The 15,957-nt window shown below is 68.9% G+C and carries 16 protein-coding genes; 15 read left to right on the top strand and 1 reads right to left on the bottom strand.

All coding sequences use genetic code 11. The annotated features are described in order from the left end of the window. Nucleotides 1-150 precede the first annotated feature (150 nt). From G6N23_RS08965 to G6N23_RS09010, 10 genes are all read left to right on the top strand, one after another. The gene (locus tag G6N23_RS08965; protein ID WP_085259595.1) at nucleotides 151-894 is read left to right on the top strand and encodes a GntR family transcriptional regulator; all 744 of its coding nucleotides are present in this window, start codon (nucleotides 151-153) and stop codon (nucleotides 892-894) included. Continuing rightward, nucleotides 891-1,118 carry a 4Fe-4S dicluster domain-containing protein gene (locus G6N23_RS08970; protein WP_085259594.1) on the top strand — a complete coding sequence of 76 codons (228 nt, stop codon included), beginning with the start codon at nucleotides 891-893 and terminating at the stop codon, nucleotides 1,116-1,118. The genes G6N23_RS08965 and G6N23_RS08970 overlap by 4 nt, the downstream gene beginning before the upstream one ends. A gap of 24 nt (nucleotides 1,119-1,142) precedes the next feature. After that, the gene (locus G6N23_RS08975; protein WP_085259593.1) at nucleotides 1,143-2,495 is read left to right on the top strand and encodes an ABC transporter substrate-binding protein; all 1,353 of its coding nucleotides are present in this window, start codon (nucleotides 1,143-1,145) and stop codon (nucleotides 2,493-2,495) included. After that, entirely contained in the window at nucleotides 2,492-3,340 is an 849-nt protein-coding gene (locus G6N23_RS08980; RefSeq protein WP_085259592.1) for an ABC transporter permease, read from the top strand. Before G6N23_RS08975 ends, G6N23_RS08980 begins: the two co-directional genes overlap by 4 nt. Continuing rightward, on the top strand, nucleotides 3,337-4,068 hold the full coding sequence (locus G6N23_RS08985; protein ID WP_085259591.1) for an ABC transporter ATP-binding protein: 732 nt from the start codon (nucleotides 3,337-3,339) through the stop codon (nucleotides 4,066-4,068). Before G6N23_RS08980 ends, G6N23_RS08985 begins: the two co-directional genes overlap by 4 nt. Continuing rightward, the gene (locus tag G6N23_RS08990; protein WP_085259590.1) at nucleotides 4,065-6,761 is read left to right on the top strand and encodes a fumarate reductase/succinate dehydrogenase flavoprotein subunit; all 2,697 of its coding nucleotides are present in this window, start codon (nucleotides 4,065-4,067) and stop codon (nucleotides 6,759-6,761) included. Before G6N23_RS08985 ends, G6N23_RS08990 begins: the two co-directional genes overlap by 4 nt. Before the next feature lie 61 nt (nucleotides 6,762-6,822). Continuing rightward, on the top strand, nucleotides 6,823-7,383 hold the full coding sequence (locus tag G6N23_RS08995; RefSeq protein ID WP_085259589.1) for a TetR/AcrR family transcriptional regulator: 561 nt from the start codon (nucleotides 6,823-6,825) through the stop codon (nucleotides 7,381-7,383). Nucleotides 7,384-7,416: 33 nt separating this feature from the next. Further along, complete coding sequence (locus G6N23_RS09000) at nucleotides 7,417-8,574, top strand: acyl-CoA dehydrogenase family protein (protein WP_085259588.1); 1,158 nt, start codon at nucleotides 7,417-7,419, stop codon at nucleotides 8,572-8,574. Nucleotides 8,575-8,582: 8 nt separating this feature from the next. Continuing rightward, nucleotides 8,583-9,206: an FMN-dependent NADH-azoreductase gene (locus tag G6N23_RS09005; protein WP_085259587.1), complete on the top strand. Its 624-nt coding sequence runs from the start codon at nucleotides 8,583-8,585 to the stop codon at nucleotides 9,204-9,206. 51 nt (nucleotides 9,207-9,257) lie between these two features. Continuing rightward, a complete protein-coding gene (locus G6N23_RS09010) occupies nucleotides 9,258-10,076 on the top strand; it encodes a maleylpyruvate isomerase N-terminal domain-containing protein (RefSeq protein WP_085259586.1) in 819 nt (272 codons plus the stop codon). Between the two features lie 14 nt (nucleotides 10,077-10,090). Here the strand turns inward: G6N23_RS09010 and G6N23_RS09015 are convergent, their stop codons facing one another. Next, complete coding sequence (locus G6N23_RS09015) at nucleotides 10,091-11,293, bottom strand: serine hydrolase domain-containing protein (RefSeq protein ID WP_085259585.1); 1,203 nt, start codon at nucleotides 11,291-11,293, stop codon at nucleotides 10,091-10,093. A gap of 125 nt (nucleotides 11,294-11,418) precedes the next feature. Here G6N23_RS09015 and pyrR point away from each other — a divergent pair, with 125 nt between their 5' ends. From pyrR to carA, 5 genes are read left to right on the top strand one after another with little or no spacing between them, the layout of a single operon-like run. Further along, nucleotides 11,419-11,982, top strand: a complete 564-nt coding sequence (gene pyrR / locus G6N23_RS09020) for a bifunctional pyr operon transcriptional regulator/uracil phosphoribosyltransferase PyrR (RefSeq protein ID WP_085259584.1) — start codon at nucleotides 11,419-11,421, stop codon at nucleotides 11,980-11,982. Further along, on the top strand, nucleotides 11,979-12,956 hold the full coding sequence (locus G6N23_RS09025; RefSeq protein ID WP_085259583.1) for an aspartate carbamoyltransferase catalytic subunit: 978 nt from the start codon (nucleotides 11,979-11,981) through the stop codon (nucleotides 12,954-12,956). Before pyrR ends, G6N23_RS09025 begins: the two co-directional genes overlap by 4 nt. Then, the gene (locus G6N23_RS09030) at nucleotides 12,953-14,245 is read left to right on the top strand and encodes a dihydroorotase (protein WP_085259582.1); all 1,293 of its coding nucleotides are present in this window, start codon (nucleotides 12,953-12,955) and stop codon (nucleotides 14,243-14,245) included. The genes G6N23_RS09025 and G6N23_RS09030 overlap by 4 nt, the downstream gene beginning before the upstream one ends. Further along, a complete protein-coding gene (locus G6N23_RS09035) occupies nucleotides 14,242-14,811 on the top strand; it encodes a PH-like domain-containing protein (protein ID WP_085259581.1) in 570 nt (189 codons plus the stop codon). Before G6N23_RS09030 ends, G6N23_RS09035 begins: the two co-directional genes overlap by 4 nt. Further along, nucleotides 14,808-15,935: a glutamine-hydrolyzing carbamoyl-phosphate synthase small subunit gene (gene carA / locus G6N23_RS09040; RefSeq protein WP_085259580.1), complete on the top strand. Its 1,128-nt coding sequence runs from the start codon at nucleotides 14,808-14,810 to the stop codon at nucleotides 15,933-15,935. Before G6N23_RS09035 ends, carA begins: the two co-directional genes overlap by 4 nt. The last annotated feature ends 22 nt before the right edge of the window (nucleotides 15,936-15,957 follow it).

Below are 15,957 nucleotides of genomic sequence, written 5' to 3' on the forward strand. Positions count from 1 at the left end.
GGCCGCCGGTGCCGCTGCGGCGCAATACCCGCGGGGCGACAGATTTCCGCTGGCAGCCGCGCCCGCCGGGGTGGCGCAATGAATTGGCCCGTTGATCAGCAGAATTCGCTGTGCTGTCGTTGCCGGTCCCTGCGCCTTTAGCGTGTCTGCATGGCCGAAGCCCACGTCGCAGCACCACCGATCCGCCGCGCGGACCGGGCGCGGCAGGTCGCCGATGTGCTACGTCACCAGATCCATTGCGGCGCCTACGCCGACGGACTGCCCGGCGAACCGGAGTTGGCCGCCGAATTCACCGTCTCCCGCAACATCATCCGTGAGGCGCTGGCAGCGCTGAAGGCCGAAGGGCTGATCCACCGGGGGCCCCGAATCGGTACCCATGTGGCGCAGCACAAATACGACCATGACCTGGACGCTCTGCTCGGCCTGCAGGAGACCTTCAACGGTCACGGGCAGGTGCGCAACGAAGTGCGGGTGGCGACCACGGTTTCCGCGCCGCCATCGGTGGCCCGGCGGTTGTTGCTCGATGCCGGTTCGCAGGTGGTGTTCATCGAACGGCTGCGTTACCTCGGCGACGTGCCGCTGAGCCTGGATCAGACCTATCTGGCTCCCGACATCGGCGCCGCCGTACTGGCCCATCCGCTGGAGGCTGATGATGTCTTCCCGCTGCTCGAGCGGATCAGCGGGCAGCGGCTGGGTGCCGCCAGCCTGGCGCTGGAGGCGATTCCGGCCGACCCGCACTCGGCGGCGATCCTGCAGATTCTCGGCGGCGCGGCGCTGCTGATGCTGGAACGCCTCACCAGTCTCGCCGACGGTAAGCCCGTCGATCTCGAATACATCCGGATGCGTGGTGACCGGGTCACCATGCGCGGCAAACTGACAAGGAGCATCCCATGACGCTGGTCAACAGCCGCTCGGACGTCCCGGTGACGATCGACGAATCGCTGTGCATCGAGGGCTGCACCCTGTGCGTCGACATCTGCCCGCTGGACTCCCTGGCGATCAACCCGGACAACGGCAAGGCGTTCATGCACGTCGACGAGTGCTGGTACTGCGGTCCGTGCGCCGCCCGGTGCCCGACCGGCGCGGTCACCGTCAACATGCCCTACCTCATCCGCTGAACGCATTGACCACCAAGGTGTTTCATGAAGAAATCCGTGATCATGCTGGCCTGCGCCACCGTCATCGCAGCGGGCTGTTCATTCGACTCTGCGCCGTCGGGTGATTCCGTCGAGGTGGTGATCGGCTACCAGTCCAAGACCATCAACACCGCGACCGCCGGCACCCTGCTGCGTGCCCGCGGCTACCTGGAGCGCCGGCTCGCCGACATCACGGCCCGCACCGGCACCAGATACCGGGTCGACTGGCAGGACTACGACACCGGAGCGCCGATCACCGCGCAGATGCTCGCCGAGAAGATCGACATCGGCTCGATGGGCGACTACCCGATGCTGGTCAACGGGGTCAGGACGCAGGCCAATGCGCAGGCCCGCACTCAGCTGGTCTCGGTGACCGGCTATCACCCGGCCGGCGCGCTGAACATGGTTGTGGTGGCGCCGGATTCGCGGACCGCCAAGCTGAGCGACCTTGCTGGGGCCAAGGTCTCGGCCAGCGTGGGCTCGGCCGGTCACGGTACTCTGCTGCGTGCACTGGCCGGCACCGGCGCACAAGTCGAGGTGCTCAACCAGCAACCACAGGTCGGCGCCTCGTCGCTGGAATCCGGTCAGGTCCAAGGCCTATCGCAATTCGTGGCCTGGCCCGGATTGCTGGTCTATCAGGGCCGCGCGAAGCTTCTCTACGATGGAGCCGAGCTCAACTACCCGACCCTGCACGGTGTGGTGGTGCGTCGCGCCTACGCGCAGCTCCACCCGGAGGTGCTCGACGCGTTCCTGCAGGCTCAGCTCGACGCCACCGACTTCCTGAAACGCAAACCGTTGGAGGCGGCCCGGATCGTCGCCGCCGACAGCGGGCTGCCGCACGAGGTCGTCTATCTCTACAACGGTCCGGGCGGAACATCGTTCGACCCAACCCTCAAGCCGGCGCTGATCGAGGCGTTGAAGAACGATGTGCCCTACCTGAAGTCGATCGGCGACTTCGACGACCTCGACGTCGATGACTTCGTCGTCGACGGGCCGCTGCGCGCGGCGTTCGCCGAGCGAAAACTCGACTACGCCAAGGCAGCCGCCGGCATCGACAAACCCGCGACGACCGGTGGCGAACTGTGGCTGGACGGTGCGGACACCACGGTGACGGTCGGTGATCCGACGGCGCTGCTGCAAGCCGTGCGGGCCGCAAACGCCCGCGGCGATGACGTCCGGGCGGCTTATGTCCACGACGCCGAACTGGGCACCCGCTGGTACGCCGACAAATCCGCGTGGGTCCGCGATGGTGCGCGTTACCTGCCGTTCGACACCACCGCGGGTGCGCAACGCTACCTCGCCGCGCATACCGGCGCCGTTGCACTGGACTACCAGCAGGCCCTGGCGGGTGCGGCGTGACCGCGGTCATCGCCGGTGCCCCGGCCACGTCGGTCCCCGTCGACGCGGCGCCGCGCCGGCCGCGGCCGGCACGGCGGGCCTGGCTGCTGCGGCTGACGTCGGTGGCCGCAGCAATCGGGCTGTGGCAGTTGTTGACCGCCGCCGACGTGCGGTGGTGGCTACGCTTCGACACCCTGCCCACCGTCGACGAGGTCTTCACGACCCTGGTGCGCCGGCTGGGCACCGACCAATACTGGCTGGACCTGGCGCAGTCGCTGATCCGCATCCTCACCGGATTCGGGCTGGCCGCGGCGGCCGGGGTCGCCACCGGCATCTTGCTGGGCCGATCCCGCGTGGCGGCCGACGTGGTGGGCCCGCTCACCGAACTGGTCCGTCCCATCCCGGCGATCGCCGTCGTCCCGGTGGCGATCCTGCTGTTCCCGGCCGGTGAACAGGGCATCGTTTTCATCACCTTCCTGGCGGCCTACTTCCCGATCCTGGTCAGCACCCGGCACGCGGTGCGCGCACTGCCGACACTGTGGGAGGACTCGGTCCGCACCCTGGGCGGCGGACGGTGGGAGGTGTTGAGCCAGGTCGTTTTTCCCGGAATCCTGCCCGGGCTGTTCGGCGGGTTGTCGGTCGGGATGGGGGTGTCGTGGATCTGCGTGATCTCCGCGGAGATGATCTCCGGCCGGCTGGGCATCGGCTACCGCACCTGGCAGGCCTACACGGTGCTGGCCTATCCGGATGTGTTCGTCGGCATCATCACCATCGGTGTGCTCGGATTCGCGACGTCGGCGGCGGTGGAGCTGGCCGGGCGCCGGCTGACCCGGTGGCTGCCCCGCAGCGACGAGGACGCACGATGACCGCGGGCATGAGCCTGACCCTGGAACGGGTCCGGTTGTCCTACACCGATGCCCCGGTCATCGACGAGCTGAGTCTGGCGGTGCGCCCCGGCGAGATCCTGGTATTGACCGGACCTTCCGGGTGCGGCAAGTCGACGGTGCTGCGCGCGCTGGCGGGCCTGCTGGCGCCCGAGCGCGGCAGGGTCCTGGCCGACGAGGCCCTGGTGACCACCACCTCCGGTGATCGGGGGGTGGTGTTTCAGGACAACGCGTTACTGCCGTGGCGTTCGGTGCGCTCCAACATCGAGCTGGCGTTGCGGCTGCGCGGGGTGCCGCGCCACGGGCGCCGGGTTCAGGCTGAGCGCTGGATCGCCGAGTTGGGTCTGGACGGGTTCGGTGGCTATCTGCCCAAAAGCCTCTCGGGCGGGATGCGCCAACGTGTGCAGTTGGCCCGCGGCCTGGCCGGGGCGCCACGCGCAGTGATGATGGACGAGCCGTTTGGTGCGCTGGACAGTGCTACCCGCGCCGCCATGCAGGCGCTGCTGATCGACACCTGGCAAACGCATCCGACCACGATCGTGTTCGTCACCCACGACGTCGACGAGGCGCTGGCGCTGGGCGACCGGGTGGCGGTGCTGGGCCGCGCCGGCCAACCGCTGCGGGCCCTGGTCGACGTGCCCGCACCGCGCAGCGGTCGAGCTGAACCCGAGCTGCGCACCGAACTCCTCGCCGCATTGGACTATTCATGATCGCGATACCTGATGCGGCGCAACCGTTGCGGCTGGACTGCGACGTGCTGGTGATCGGCGGCGGCACCGCCGGCACGATGGCCGCACTCACCGCCGCTGAGCACGGCGCGCAGGTACTGTTGCTGGAGAAGGCCCACGTGCGGCACTCCGGTGCGCTGGCGATGGGCATGGACGGCGTCAACAACGCCGTCATCCCCGGCAAGGCCGAGCCCGAGGATTACGTCGCCGAGATCACCCGCGCCAACGACGGAATCGTCAACCAGCGCACGGTGTACCAGACCGCCACCCGCGGCTTCGCCATGGTGCAACGCTTGGAACGCTACGGCGTGAAATTCGAAAAGGATGAGCATGGCGAGTACGCGGTCCGCCGGGTGCACCGCTCCGGGTCCTACGTGCTGCCGATGCCCGAGGGCAAGGACGTCAAGAAGGCGCTCTACCGGGTGCTGCGGCAGCGGGCCATGCGCGAGAAGATCCGCATCGAGAACCGGTTGATGCCGGTACGGGTGCTCACCCACGCCGGCCGTGCGGTCGGGGCGGCCGCATTCCACACCCGCACCGGCGAATTCGTCGCGGTGGGCGCCAAGGCGGTGGTGCTGGCCACCGGGCCGTGCGGGCGTCTCGGACTGCCCGCCTCCGGGTACCTGTACGGCACCTACGAGAACCCGACCAATGCCGGCGACGGCTACTCGATGGCCTACCACGCCGGCGCCGAGCTGTCGGGCATCGAATGTTTCCAGGTCAACCCGTTGATCAAGGACTACAACGGGCCGGCCTGCGCCTATGTGGCCAACCCGTTCGGCGGTTACCAGGTCAATGCGCTGGGGGAGCGGTTCGTCGACTCCGACTACTGGTCCGGCCAAATGATGGCCGAAGTCAAATCGGAGATCGATTCCGCGCGGGGCCCGATCTACCTCAAGGTCTCGCACCTGCCCGACGAGACCCTTTCGGCGCTGGAGAACATCCTGCACACCACCGAGCGGCCCACCCGCGGGACCTTTCACGCCAACCGGGGCCACGACTACCGCACCCACGACGTGGAGATGCACATCTCCGAGATCGGGCTGTGCTCTGGGCATTCCGCCTCGGGTGTGTGGGTCGACGAACATGCCCGCACCACCGTCCCCGGCCTGTACGCGGCGGGCGATCTGGCCTGTGTACCGCACAACTACATGATCGGCGCCTTCGTCTTCGGCGATCTGGCCGGCGCGCACGCGGCGTCCACCCTGGCTGATACCGCGGCCCCGCAGGACCTTCCGGCCGATCAGCTCGCCGACGCTCATGAGTTGATCTACCGTCCGCTGCGCCACCCCGACGGGCCGCCGCAACCGCAGGTGGAATACAAGCTGCGCCGGTTCGTCAACGACTACGTGGCCCCGCCGAAGACCGCGGTCAAACTGTCGCTGGCAGTGCAGACATTCGAGCGGATGCGCGGCGAGATCGCCGAGATGGGCGCGCGCACCCCGCATGAGTTGATGCGGGTGGCCGAGGTGTCGTTCATCCGGGACTGCGCCGAACTGGCGGCCCGGACGTCACTGACCCGTACGGAATCGCGCTGGGGTCTCTACCACGAGCGCGCCGACCTGCCCGGCCGCGACGATAGGCAGTGGGGGTATCACCTCAACGTGCGGAAATGCCCCGACGGAACGATGGAGTTCCTCAAACGCCCAGTTGCACCGTATTTCGTCGCGGTGCCCGAGTTCGACGGGCTGCCGCCGGCCGACCAGTCGGTGCGCCCGGTGTCGCAACCGCCGCTGATGCACGGCCAGGCGCCGGCGAACGCACGGTCGCGACTCACCCAGCAGGTCGCCTCGCACCCGCCGTCGCCGCGGATCGCGACCGTCGTCGCCCTGGAGGAGCCGACGCTGGCCGAACTCGCCGATTTCCTCGGCGATCCCGACCCCGCAGTGCGGCGCACCGCGGTCGCCGCCTTGAGCGAACACGTCCCGAGCGGATACGAATCGGTATTGTTCGCCGCGCTCGCCGACGATGACGCCGCGGTGCGCAGGACCGCCGCCGACGGTGTGCGTGAGCTGGTCGAGGTGGTGGCCGACCCCGCGACAGCCGGTGCCCGGCTGGACTCCTCAGACCCGGTGGTGCGCGCCTGCGTGGTCTATCTGCTGTCCAGCCGGCGCGTCGGCGACCCGGCGCGATATCGCGCTGCGCTGGCCGATCCCGACCATCGGGTGCGCATCGAGGCGGTGCGCGCGCTGGTCTCGGTCGACGACGCGTCGGCGGTGACCACCGCCGCCGATGACGCCAACCGCGAGGTGCGTATCGCGGTTGCCAATGCGTGCGCGACGTTGCGTTCAGGAGCCGAGACCGTTCGGCAGCTGATCGGCGACCCCGATCCGCTGGTGCGTGCCGCGGCACTGGCCGCGATCGGCGAAATCGGCTGCGGCGATGACGATGTCGCTGTCGTCGAACCGGCGCTGGGCGAGTCGGCGTGGCAGGTGCGGGTCGGCGCGGCACGAGCGCTGGGCGGCTCGCACGCGGAGATGGCGGTGCCCCGTCTGTCCCTCGCGCTCGACGATCCGCACCTCGACGTTCGCAAAGCCGCGGTGCTGGGGCTGACACGCTGGGCCGGGTCGGACGTCGCCGCGCGGGATGCGTTGAGTATCGCGGTGAAGGACAGCGACGCCGACGTACGCGCCTACGCGCGGCGGGCGCTGCAGGAAACGGAAACCCGCGCCTAGGTGGCCGACAAGCCCGGGAACGCCTATGCAGCGCGCTCCCGGGTCAGTATCCTGACTCGGCATGGCCGCAGCCTCCACGAGTCCCCGACTGTCGGTGCAGGACTGGGTGCAGGCCGGATTCCGCATCCTGGCCGAGGACGGGCTCAAGGCCCTGACCATCGACCGGCTCTGCCGACGCTTGCGGGTCACCAAGGGGAGCTTCTACTGGCACTTCGCCGACATGAAGACCTACCGGCAGGCCCTGGTCGACACCTGGGCGGCCGTCCGCGACGAGGACCGCGACGACTTCGACGACCTGTCGGAGTTGCCGCCGCGCGAACGGCTCTCGCGAATGATGACCTCGCTGGTCGGGCCGCGGCACTGGATGCTGGAACGCGCGATGCGCGAATGGGCGCGCTCGGAGGAGAACGCCGCCGAAGCGGTGCGCACGTCGGATCGGCGGGTGCTCAAGGCCGTCCGCCAGGTCTTTCTCGATGACGGCTTCGACCCCGATGAGGCCGATATGCGCGCCAACGCCACGTTCGCCGCGGGCATCGGCTTTCTGCACCTGTCCGGTTCGCGGCCCAGCCCGCGCGCGGTCGGCCGCCGCGAACAGTTCCTGGACGTGATGCTGCGGCACTGACCTACATACCAAAAGGTATGGTACGGTCCGGGCATGACGACGGTGTCGGCGACGCTGACCGGGGAATTCATCGATCGCTTGGCCGAGCGCGCCGCAGAAGCCGAGGAATTGCGCCGGTTGCCGGCAGCAACCGTCGACGACTACCGGCGCTCGGGTCTGGCCGGTCTGCTGCTGCCGGCACGCTACGGCGGCCGGCAGGCGGAGTTTCCCGAGATCCTCGACCCGATCCGGCGCATGGCCCACGGCTGCGCATCGAGTGCCTGGACGTTGGGCTTCTACACCCTGCACAACTGGATGCTCGCGCTCTTCGGCGAGCAGGTGCAGGACGAAGTGTTCGCATCCGGGCCGGTGTTGTGCCCCGCGCCGTTGGCGCCGACCGGCCGGGGCGTGCCCGACGGCGACGGGATCCGGCTGTCCGGGCGATGGTCTTGGGCCACCGGGGTGGCCGACGCCGACTGGATCCTGGTCGGGGCGATCTGCGGACCCGACAGCGCTGCGTACCCGGCGCTGGTCCTGCTGCCGGCATCCGATATCCGCGTCGAGGACGTGTGGCACACCGCGGGAATGCGGGCCACCGGTTCCAACGACGTCGTGATCGAGGACGTCTGGGTGCCCCAGCACCGACTGGTCAAAGTCGTCGACATCTACTCAGGGACCGCGCCGGGCGCCGAGCTGCATAACGCCTCGGCCTACCGGTGGCCGATGGTCCCGGCGCTGGCACTGGTGGCAGCGATGCCGGCCCTCGGGTCGGCCGAGCGGGTCGCAGACCTGTTCGCGGAGCGACTGAGCAATCGGGTGCTGGCCTATTCCGGTGCGGCGCAGAGGAACCAGCCGGCGGCGCAGATCCGCCTCGGCGACGCGCGGGTGCGGTTGCGCGCGCTGCGCGGGCTCCGCGACGACACGGTGGGCCGGCTTCAGGACGCCGTCGTAAGTGGAGAGCGGATCGGCCGAGCGGTTCGGGCCGAAGCGCGCGCCGCCGCCGCCCACATCGTGCACGAATCCCGCGCTGTGATCGCCGATCTGCTCGAAGCCTCCGGCGCCAGCGTGCATTTCGTGGATAACCCGCTGCAACGGATCAAACGTGATGTCGACGTCATCTGCGGGCACGTGGTGTTCGACTACGACGTGGCGCGCGAACTGGCCGGCGCACTGGAGGCCGGTGTGAAGATCTCGCCGATCTCGATGATCTGAGGGATGCCATGACGACCCTGTGGGTGGAGGCGAGCCCCAAGGAAGAACTTTCGTTGTCCTCGGCGCTGGCCAGGTCGTTTCTGGACGCCGCGCCCGCCGCCGCGGTCGGCGAGGTCGAACGGTTCTCGGTGTGGACCGACGAGATGGTCGTCTTCGGGCGGGACGCCGCGTTGGCCAAGTTCGCCCCGCTCTACGGCGAACGACGTACGCCGGAGCAGAAGCAGCTCTGGTCGAAAGTGCTGGCCGAGATCGAACGGGTGCGGTCGTTCGACCGGCTGGTGGTGTCGTCGCCGATGTGGAATTGGCATGTGCCGCACGCGTTGAAGGCGTGGATCGATGTCATCGTGCAGCCGATGGCCAGCTTCACGGTCAACGAGCGCGGTGAACACGTGGGCACATTGGGCGACGGCAGACCGGTGCAGCTCATCTTGACCCGCTCCAGCGCCTACGACGGCAGCCGTTACGACCTGCAGGACTTCCAGCGGCCCTACTTGGAATACGTGTTCACCATGCTGGGCTACCGGGTCGAGACCCTGGTGTTCGAGCCGACGACGCGGTGGACCGCCGAGGAACGGGCACAGCTGCGTGAAGCGGCGCTGGAGAAGGCCCGCCGCGCGGGGGCAAGCCTTTAGAACGAGAAATAAGTTCGCGCGGGCAACCGCAGAGGCGGTTTACTCAATTCGATGATCCCCCTCGACACCAGACCGCTGTTCGCGGCGGAACGCCAAGCGCTGCTCGACCTCCTGAGGTCGCTGGACCCCGCGGACTGGGACAGGCCGACCATCTGCCCGGGCTGGGATGTTCGCGACCTCACCGCGCACATCCTCAACGATTACCTGCGGCGCCTTTCCGGTAGTCGCGACGGGCATCGCGGCGCGGTGTTCGCCGAGGACGAATCGCTGCCGAGCTACCTAGCCCGAGTCAACGGCGAGTTTGTCCGGGCGATGCGGCAGTGCAGCCCCGCGGCCATGATCGACCTGTTGGCTCATCTGGGCCCCCAATTGGATGCTGTTTGGGCGAGCGTCGATCTGGCGGGCGTCGCAGCTTTGAATGTTTCGTGGGCGGGCCGCGGCACCAGTCCGGCCTGGCTCGATATCGCTCGGGAGTTCACCGAGTATTGGGTGCATCAACAGCAGATCCGCGACGCGGTGTCGCGTCCCGGCGCGGACGAGGTGGAGTTGCAGCACGCGGTACTCGTCGCGTTCTTGCACGCTGTGCCGGTCGCGCTGCAGGATCACAAGCGTCCGCATGGCACCGCGATCCGGTTCGAGATCACCGGTCCGGCCGGCGGTCGCTGGTCGGTGGTTTCCGATGGCACCGGGTGGGACCTGACTGGGGAGCTCGCCGAAGACCCCGCCGCGTCGGTGCGCCTGGATCAGGACACGCTGTGGCGGCTGGCCAGCCGCGGGATCACCGTCGAAGAAGGACGCCGGCGCGCCAAGCTGCACGGCGATCGTGAACTTGCCGAAGCTGCGGCATCGCTACTGGCCGTGGTCGATTAGGCGGCGGGCCGGGCTCACAAACCCAAAGCGGCGTAGGTCCGCCGGACAAACTTCGGCTGCGCCACTCGCAGTTTGGCTATCGAGGTGTTGCCGGCGACCGCGACGGCCATGTCGGTGGACAGCGTCGGAGAGTTCTGGACCAGATAGATCAGGATCAGGTCCGCGGCCGGATCGGCCTGCCACCAGGTGCCGTAGGCGCCCGGCCAGCCGAACGCACCCGCACCGCCCGGCCCGAACAGCGGCTGGGACTTCGCCGGGTCTGTCACCACCGACAGATTGAGCCCGAAGCCGCGGCCCACCCAAAACGGGGCTCCCAGGAACGTGTGCCGCTTCTGGTCGTCGGTGAGCTGATCGGTACGCATCGCCCGCGCCGATTGGGCCGAGAGCACCCGGGTGCCGTCGAACATGCCGTCGGCCAACAACATGCGGGTGAAGGCCAGGTAGTCGTCGGCGGTCGACATCAGGCCGCCTCCGGCGTTGGGAAACGCCGGCATCGCGATCGGGACCGGCCCCATCGCGTCGTCGCGCAGGGTGTCTCCGTCGACGCGGTACATGGTGGCGCTGCGCCGGCGTGCCTGCGGTGTGACGCAGAAACCAGTGTCGGTCATCCCCAGCGGGCCCAGGATTCGTTCCTCGATCACCTGCGGCAGTGGTTTGCCCTCGATCCGTGACAGCAGCACGCCCAACACGTCAGTGCCGTGGCCGTAGGTGACTCGCTCACCGGGCTGATCCACCAAGGGCAGCGCCGCCACTGCCGTCAGCCAGGCTTCGGGTCCCCGCCCGAAGGGCAGCCGCTGGTACTCCCGCGCGATCGGACCGGGTACGGAAAACCCATAGCCGATGCCGCAGCGGTGCGTCATCAGATCGTCGACGGTGATTGCGCGCCGTGCCGCGGTGGTGGATTCCAGCGAACCAGCCGGGTCGACCAGCACCCGCGGTGCGGCGAACTCCGGCAACCAGTGTGCGATTGGGTCGGCCAGCCGCAGCCGTCCTTCGTCGACCAGGGTCATCGCGGCGGCGATCGTCACCGGTTTGGTCATGGAGGCGATCCGGAACACCGTGTCGCGGGTCATCGGCAGGCCGGCGCCGACATCGCGATGGCCGATTTCGTTGACCTGCAGCACCGAGCCGCGCTGCCAGACGAGCGTCACCACGCCGGAGAGCAGGCCGGTGTCGCAGGCTTCGCGCAGCGGAGCCTGATTCGGGTCGAGATTCACCCGGTCAGGTTAGCGGCGCAGTTCCCGCCGACGGTCGACGGTGGGCGGATGTTAGGCTAGGCGACAGTTCGACATCCTTTAACGATCCGTCCCGCGAGGCGGAGAAGGAGGTCCAGCGGTTTCCCATGGGCGCTGCCGGTAATTCCAGCACCGACCGAGAGTTGATGTCCTCGGCGGACGTGGGTCGCACGATCTCGCGTATCGCGCACCAGATCATCGAGAAGACCGCTCTCGACGGCTCCGACGCGCCCCGGGTGGTTCTGTTGGGCATCCCGACCCGCGGGGTCACCCTGGCCGCTCGCCTGGCCGCCAAGATCAGGGAATTCTGCGGGGTCGAAATCGGCCACGGCGCCCTGGACATCACCTTGTACCGCGATGACCTGATGCGCCAGCCGCCGCGGCCGCTGGAATCCACCTCCATCCCGACCGGCGGCATCGACGATGCGCTGGTGATCCTGGTCGACGACGTGCTCTACGCGGGCCGGTCGGTGCGGGCCGCCCTCGATGCGCTGCGCGATGTGGGCCGGCCCCGGATCGTGCAGCTGGCGGTGCTGGTCGACCGCGGCCACCGCGAACTGCCGGTGCGCGCCGACTACGTCGGCAAGAACGTGCCGACCGCACGCGGCGAGAGCGTGCATGTGCTGCTGGCCGAACACGACGGCCGCGATCAGGTGGTGATCACCCGATGACCCCCAGGCACCTGCTGGCCGCCGGCGACCTGAGCCGCGACGAGGCCACCGCGATCCTCGATGACGCCGACCGGTTCGCCCAGGCCCTGGTCGGGCGCGAGGTCAAGAAGCTGCCCACTCTGCGCGGGCGCACCGTGATCACCATGTTCTACGAGAACTCCACCCGCACCAGGGTCTCGTTCGAGGTGGCCGGCAAGTGGATGAGCGCCGACGTGATCAACGTGTCCGCGTCGGGATCCTCGGTGAACAAGGGGGAGTCGCTGCGCGACACCGCGTTCACCTTGCGCGCCGCCGGCGCCGACGCGCTGATCATCCGGCACCCGTCTTCGGGTGCGGCCCACCTGCTCGCCGAGTGGACCGCGGGCGCCCCGGGCGCCGGTGAGAAAGGCCCGGCGGTGATCAACGCCGGCGACGGTACCCACGAACACCCGACCCAGGCCCTGCTGGATGCGCTGACCCTGCGCCAGCGGCTCGGGGGAATCGAGGGCCGGCGGGTGGTGATCGTCGGTGACATCGTGCACAGCAGGGTGGCCCGCTCCAACGTGCGGCTGCTGGCCACGCTGGGTGCCGAGGTGGTGCTGGTGGCCCCGCCGACCCTGTTGCCGGTCGGGGTGGCCGACTGGCCGGTGACGGTGAGCTACGACTTCGACGCCGAGCTGCCCACTGCCGACGCGGTGCTGATGCTGCGGGTGCAGGCCGAGCGGATGACCGGGGGTTTCTTCCCGTCGGCGCGGGAGTACTCGGTGCGTTACGGGCTCTCGGAGAAGCGCCGGGCGATGCTGGCCGATGAGGCGGTGGTGCTGCACCCCGGTCCGATGCTGCGCGGCATGGAGATCGCCTCCTCGGTAGCGGACTCATCACAATCCGCGGTGCTGCAACAGGTTTCCAACGGCGTGCACGTGCGGATGGCGGTGCTGTTCCATCTGTTGGTGGGCGACGAGTCCGCCGGGTCGGCTGGGGAGGATCTGCCATGAGCGTGCTGATCCGCGGGGTGCGGTGCTACGGCGAGGGTGATCGCGTCGATGTGCTGGTCGAAGACGGCCAGATCGCCGAGATCGGTGCCGACCTGGGCGTGCGCGCCGCAGATGCCCTAGTGGATGCGCCCGGCCAGGTGCTGCTGCCCGGCTTCGTGGACCTGCACACCCATCTGCGCGAACCGGGTCGCGAGTACGCCGAGGACATCGAAACCGGGTCGGCGGCAGCGGCTCTCGGTGGGTACACCGCGGTGTTCGCGATGGCCAACACCACGCCGGTCGCCGACTCTCCGGTGGTCACCGACCACGTCTGGGCGCGCGGGCAGCAGGTCGGCCTGGTCGATGTGCACCCGGTCGGCGCCGTCACCGTCGGACTCGATGGAACACAGCTGACCGAGATGGGCATGATGGCCGCCGGCACCGCGGGTGTCCGGATGTTCTCCGACGACGGTGTGTGCGTGGCCGATCCACTGGTGATGCGGCGCGCGCTGGAATACGCCACCGGCCTGGGGGTGTTGATCGCCCAGCATGCGGAGGAGCCCCGATTGACCGTGGGCTCGGTCGCCCATGAGGGGCCCAACGCCGCCCGGCTGGGACTGTCGGGCTGGCCGCGCGTCGCCGAGGAGTCGATCGTGGCCCGTGACGCGCTGCTGGCCCGCGACGCCGGCGCCCGCCTGCACATCTGCCACGCGTCTACCGCAGGGACGGTGGAGATCCTCAAATGGGCTAAGGCACAGGGGATCTCGGTGACCGCCGAAGTCACACCGCATCATCTGATGCTCGATGACGGCCGGCTGGCCGACTACAACGGGCGCAACCGGGTCAACCCGCCGCTGCGCGAGGCCGCCGACGCGGCCGCGCTGCGCCGGGCACTGGCCGACGGCGTCATCGACTGTGTGGCCACCGACCACGCCCCGCACGCCGAGCACGAGAAGACCTGCGAGTTCGCTGCCGCCCGGCCCGGGATGCTCGGGCTGCAGACCGCTCTGTCGGTGGTGGTGGCCACCATGGTCGAGCCCGGTCTGCTGACCTGGCGTGACGTGGCCCGGGTGATGAGCGAGCGGCCCGCGGAGATCGTCGGTCTGCCCGATCAGGGCCGGCCGCTGGAGGTGGGCGAACCGGCCAATCTGACGGTGGTGGACCCGCAGGCGCGTTGGGTGGTGACCGGTGAGCAGCTGGCCAGCCGGTCGGCCAACACTCCGTATGAGGCGATGACCCTTCCTGCCACCGTCACCGCGACGCTGCTGCGCGGCCGGCTGACCGCACGTGACGGAAAGAGTCCGGCATGAACACGCCCACGATGATCGCTTCGCTGATCTTCGCCGTCGTGCTGGTGGTGCTGATCGGGTTGGTGATCCGGTTGATGATGCGCGGCTGGCGGCACCGCGGTCAGTTGCAGGAAGCGCTGATCGGCACGCTGCCGTCGGTGCCCGACACGGTGGGCCCGCCCACCGTCGCCCCCACCCGCGGCCTGTATCTGGGCTGCACACTGGCGCCGAAGTGGAACGACCGGGTGGTGGTGGGCGACCTCGGCTATCGCACCAAGGCGGTGCTGACCCGTTACCCGGAGGGAATCATGGTGCAGCGCAGCGGCGCCCGGCCGATCTGGATTCCGCAGGACTCGGTCGTCGCGGTGCGCACCGAACGTGGAATCGCGGGCCGGACCATCCCGCCGTTGCCCGGTCGGCCTCACGACGGAGTGCTGGCGATTCGCTGGGCGCTGCCGTCTGGCACCGAGATGGACACCGGCTTCCGCGCCGACGACCGTGCCGAGCACTCCCGCTGGCTGGTCGGCGGCGAGGATGCGGCGCCAAGTGAAGCGAACGAGCGGCCCGAGTTGGAGGATGACCAATGAGCAACCCAGGGGCGGCGGCCCTGGTCCTCGAGGACGGCCGGATCTTCACCGGAAGGCCGTTCGGAGCCGTGGGGCAGAGCCTGGGCGAGGCGGTGTTCTCCACCGGCATGTCCGGATACCAGGAGACGTTGACCGACCCCAGCTACCACCGGCAGATCGTGGTGGCCACCGCGCCGCAGATCGGCAACACCGGGTGGAACCGCGAGGACGGGGAGAGTCGAGACGACAAGATCTGGGTAGCCGGCTATGTGGTGCGCGACCCGTCGCCGCGGGCCTCGAACTGGCGCGCCAGCAGCACCCTGGAGGACGAACTGGTGCGTCAGGGCGTCGTCGGGGTGGCCGGTGTCGACACCCGCACCGTGGTGCGCCACCTGCGCAACCACGGCTCGATGAAAGCCGGGGTGTTCTCCGGTGAGGCGCTGACAGCGCCCGAGGAGTTGGTGAACCGGGTCCGTGAGCAGCCGTCGATGCTCGGCGCTGACCTCGCCGGGCAGGTCAGCACCGACGCCGGGTATGTGGTGGAACCCGATGTGGCACACCGGTTCACTGTTGTCGCGCTGGATCTGGGCATTAAGACCAACACGCCGCGCAACTTCGCCCGGCGCGGAATCCGCAGCCATGTATTGCCGTCGTCGGTGGACTTCGCCTCGATCGCCGAGCTGAAGCCCGACGGGGTGTTCCTGTCCAACGGGCCCGGTGACCCGGCCACCGCAGACCACATCGTCGCGGTGACGCGCGAGGTGTTGGGTGCCGGGATCCCGCTGTTCGGAATATGTTTCGGCAACCAGATTCTGGGCCGGGCGCTGGGCTTGAACACCTACAAGATGGTGTTCGGCCACCGGGGCATCAACATCCCGGTGATCGACCACGCCACCGGCAAGGTGGCGGTGACCGCGCAGAACCACGGATTCGCTTTGGAGGGAGAAGCGGGGGACGTCTTCGACACCGACTTCGGTCGGGCCGTGGTCTCTCACACCTGCGCCAACGACGGGGTTGTCGAGGGGGTCAAGCTCGCTGACGGCCGGGCGTTCTCGGTGCAGTACCACCCCGAAGCCGCGGCCGGGCCGCATGACGCGGAATACCTTTTCGACCAGTTCGTCGACCTGATGGCAGGGGAGAAGTAGTGAACCCAACTCCGGCGAGCGT

The sequence above is a fragment of the Mycolicibacter terrae genome, assembly GCF_010727125.1.
In the GTDB taxonomy this organism is placed as follows: Bacteria; Actinomycetota; Actinomycetes; order Mycobacteriales; family Mycobacteriaceae; genus Mycobacterium; species Mycobacterium terrae.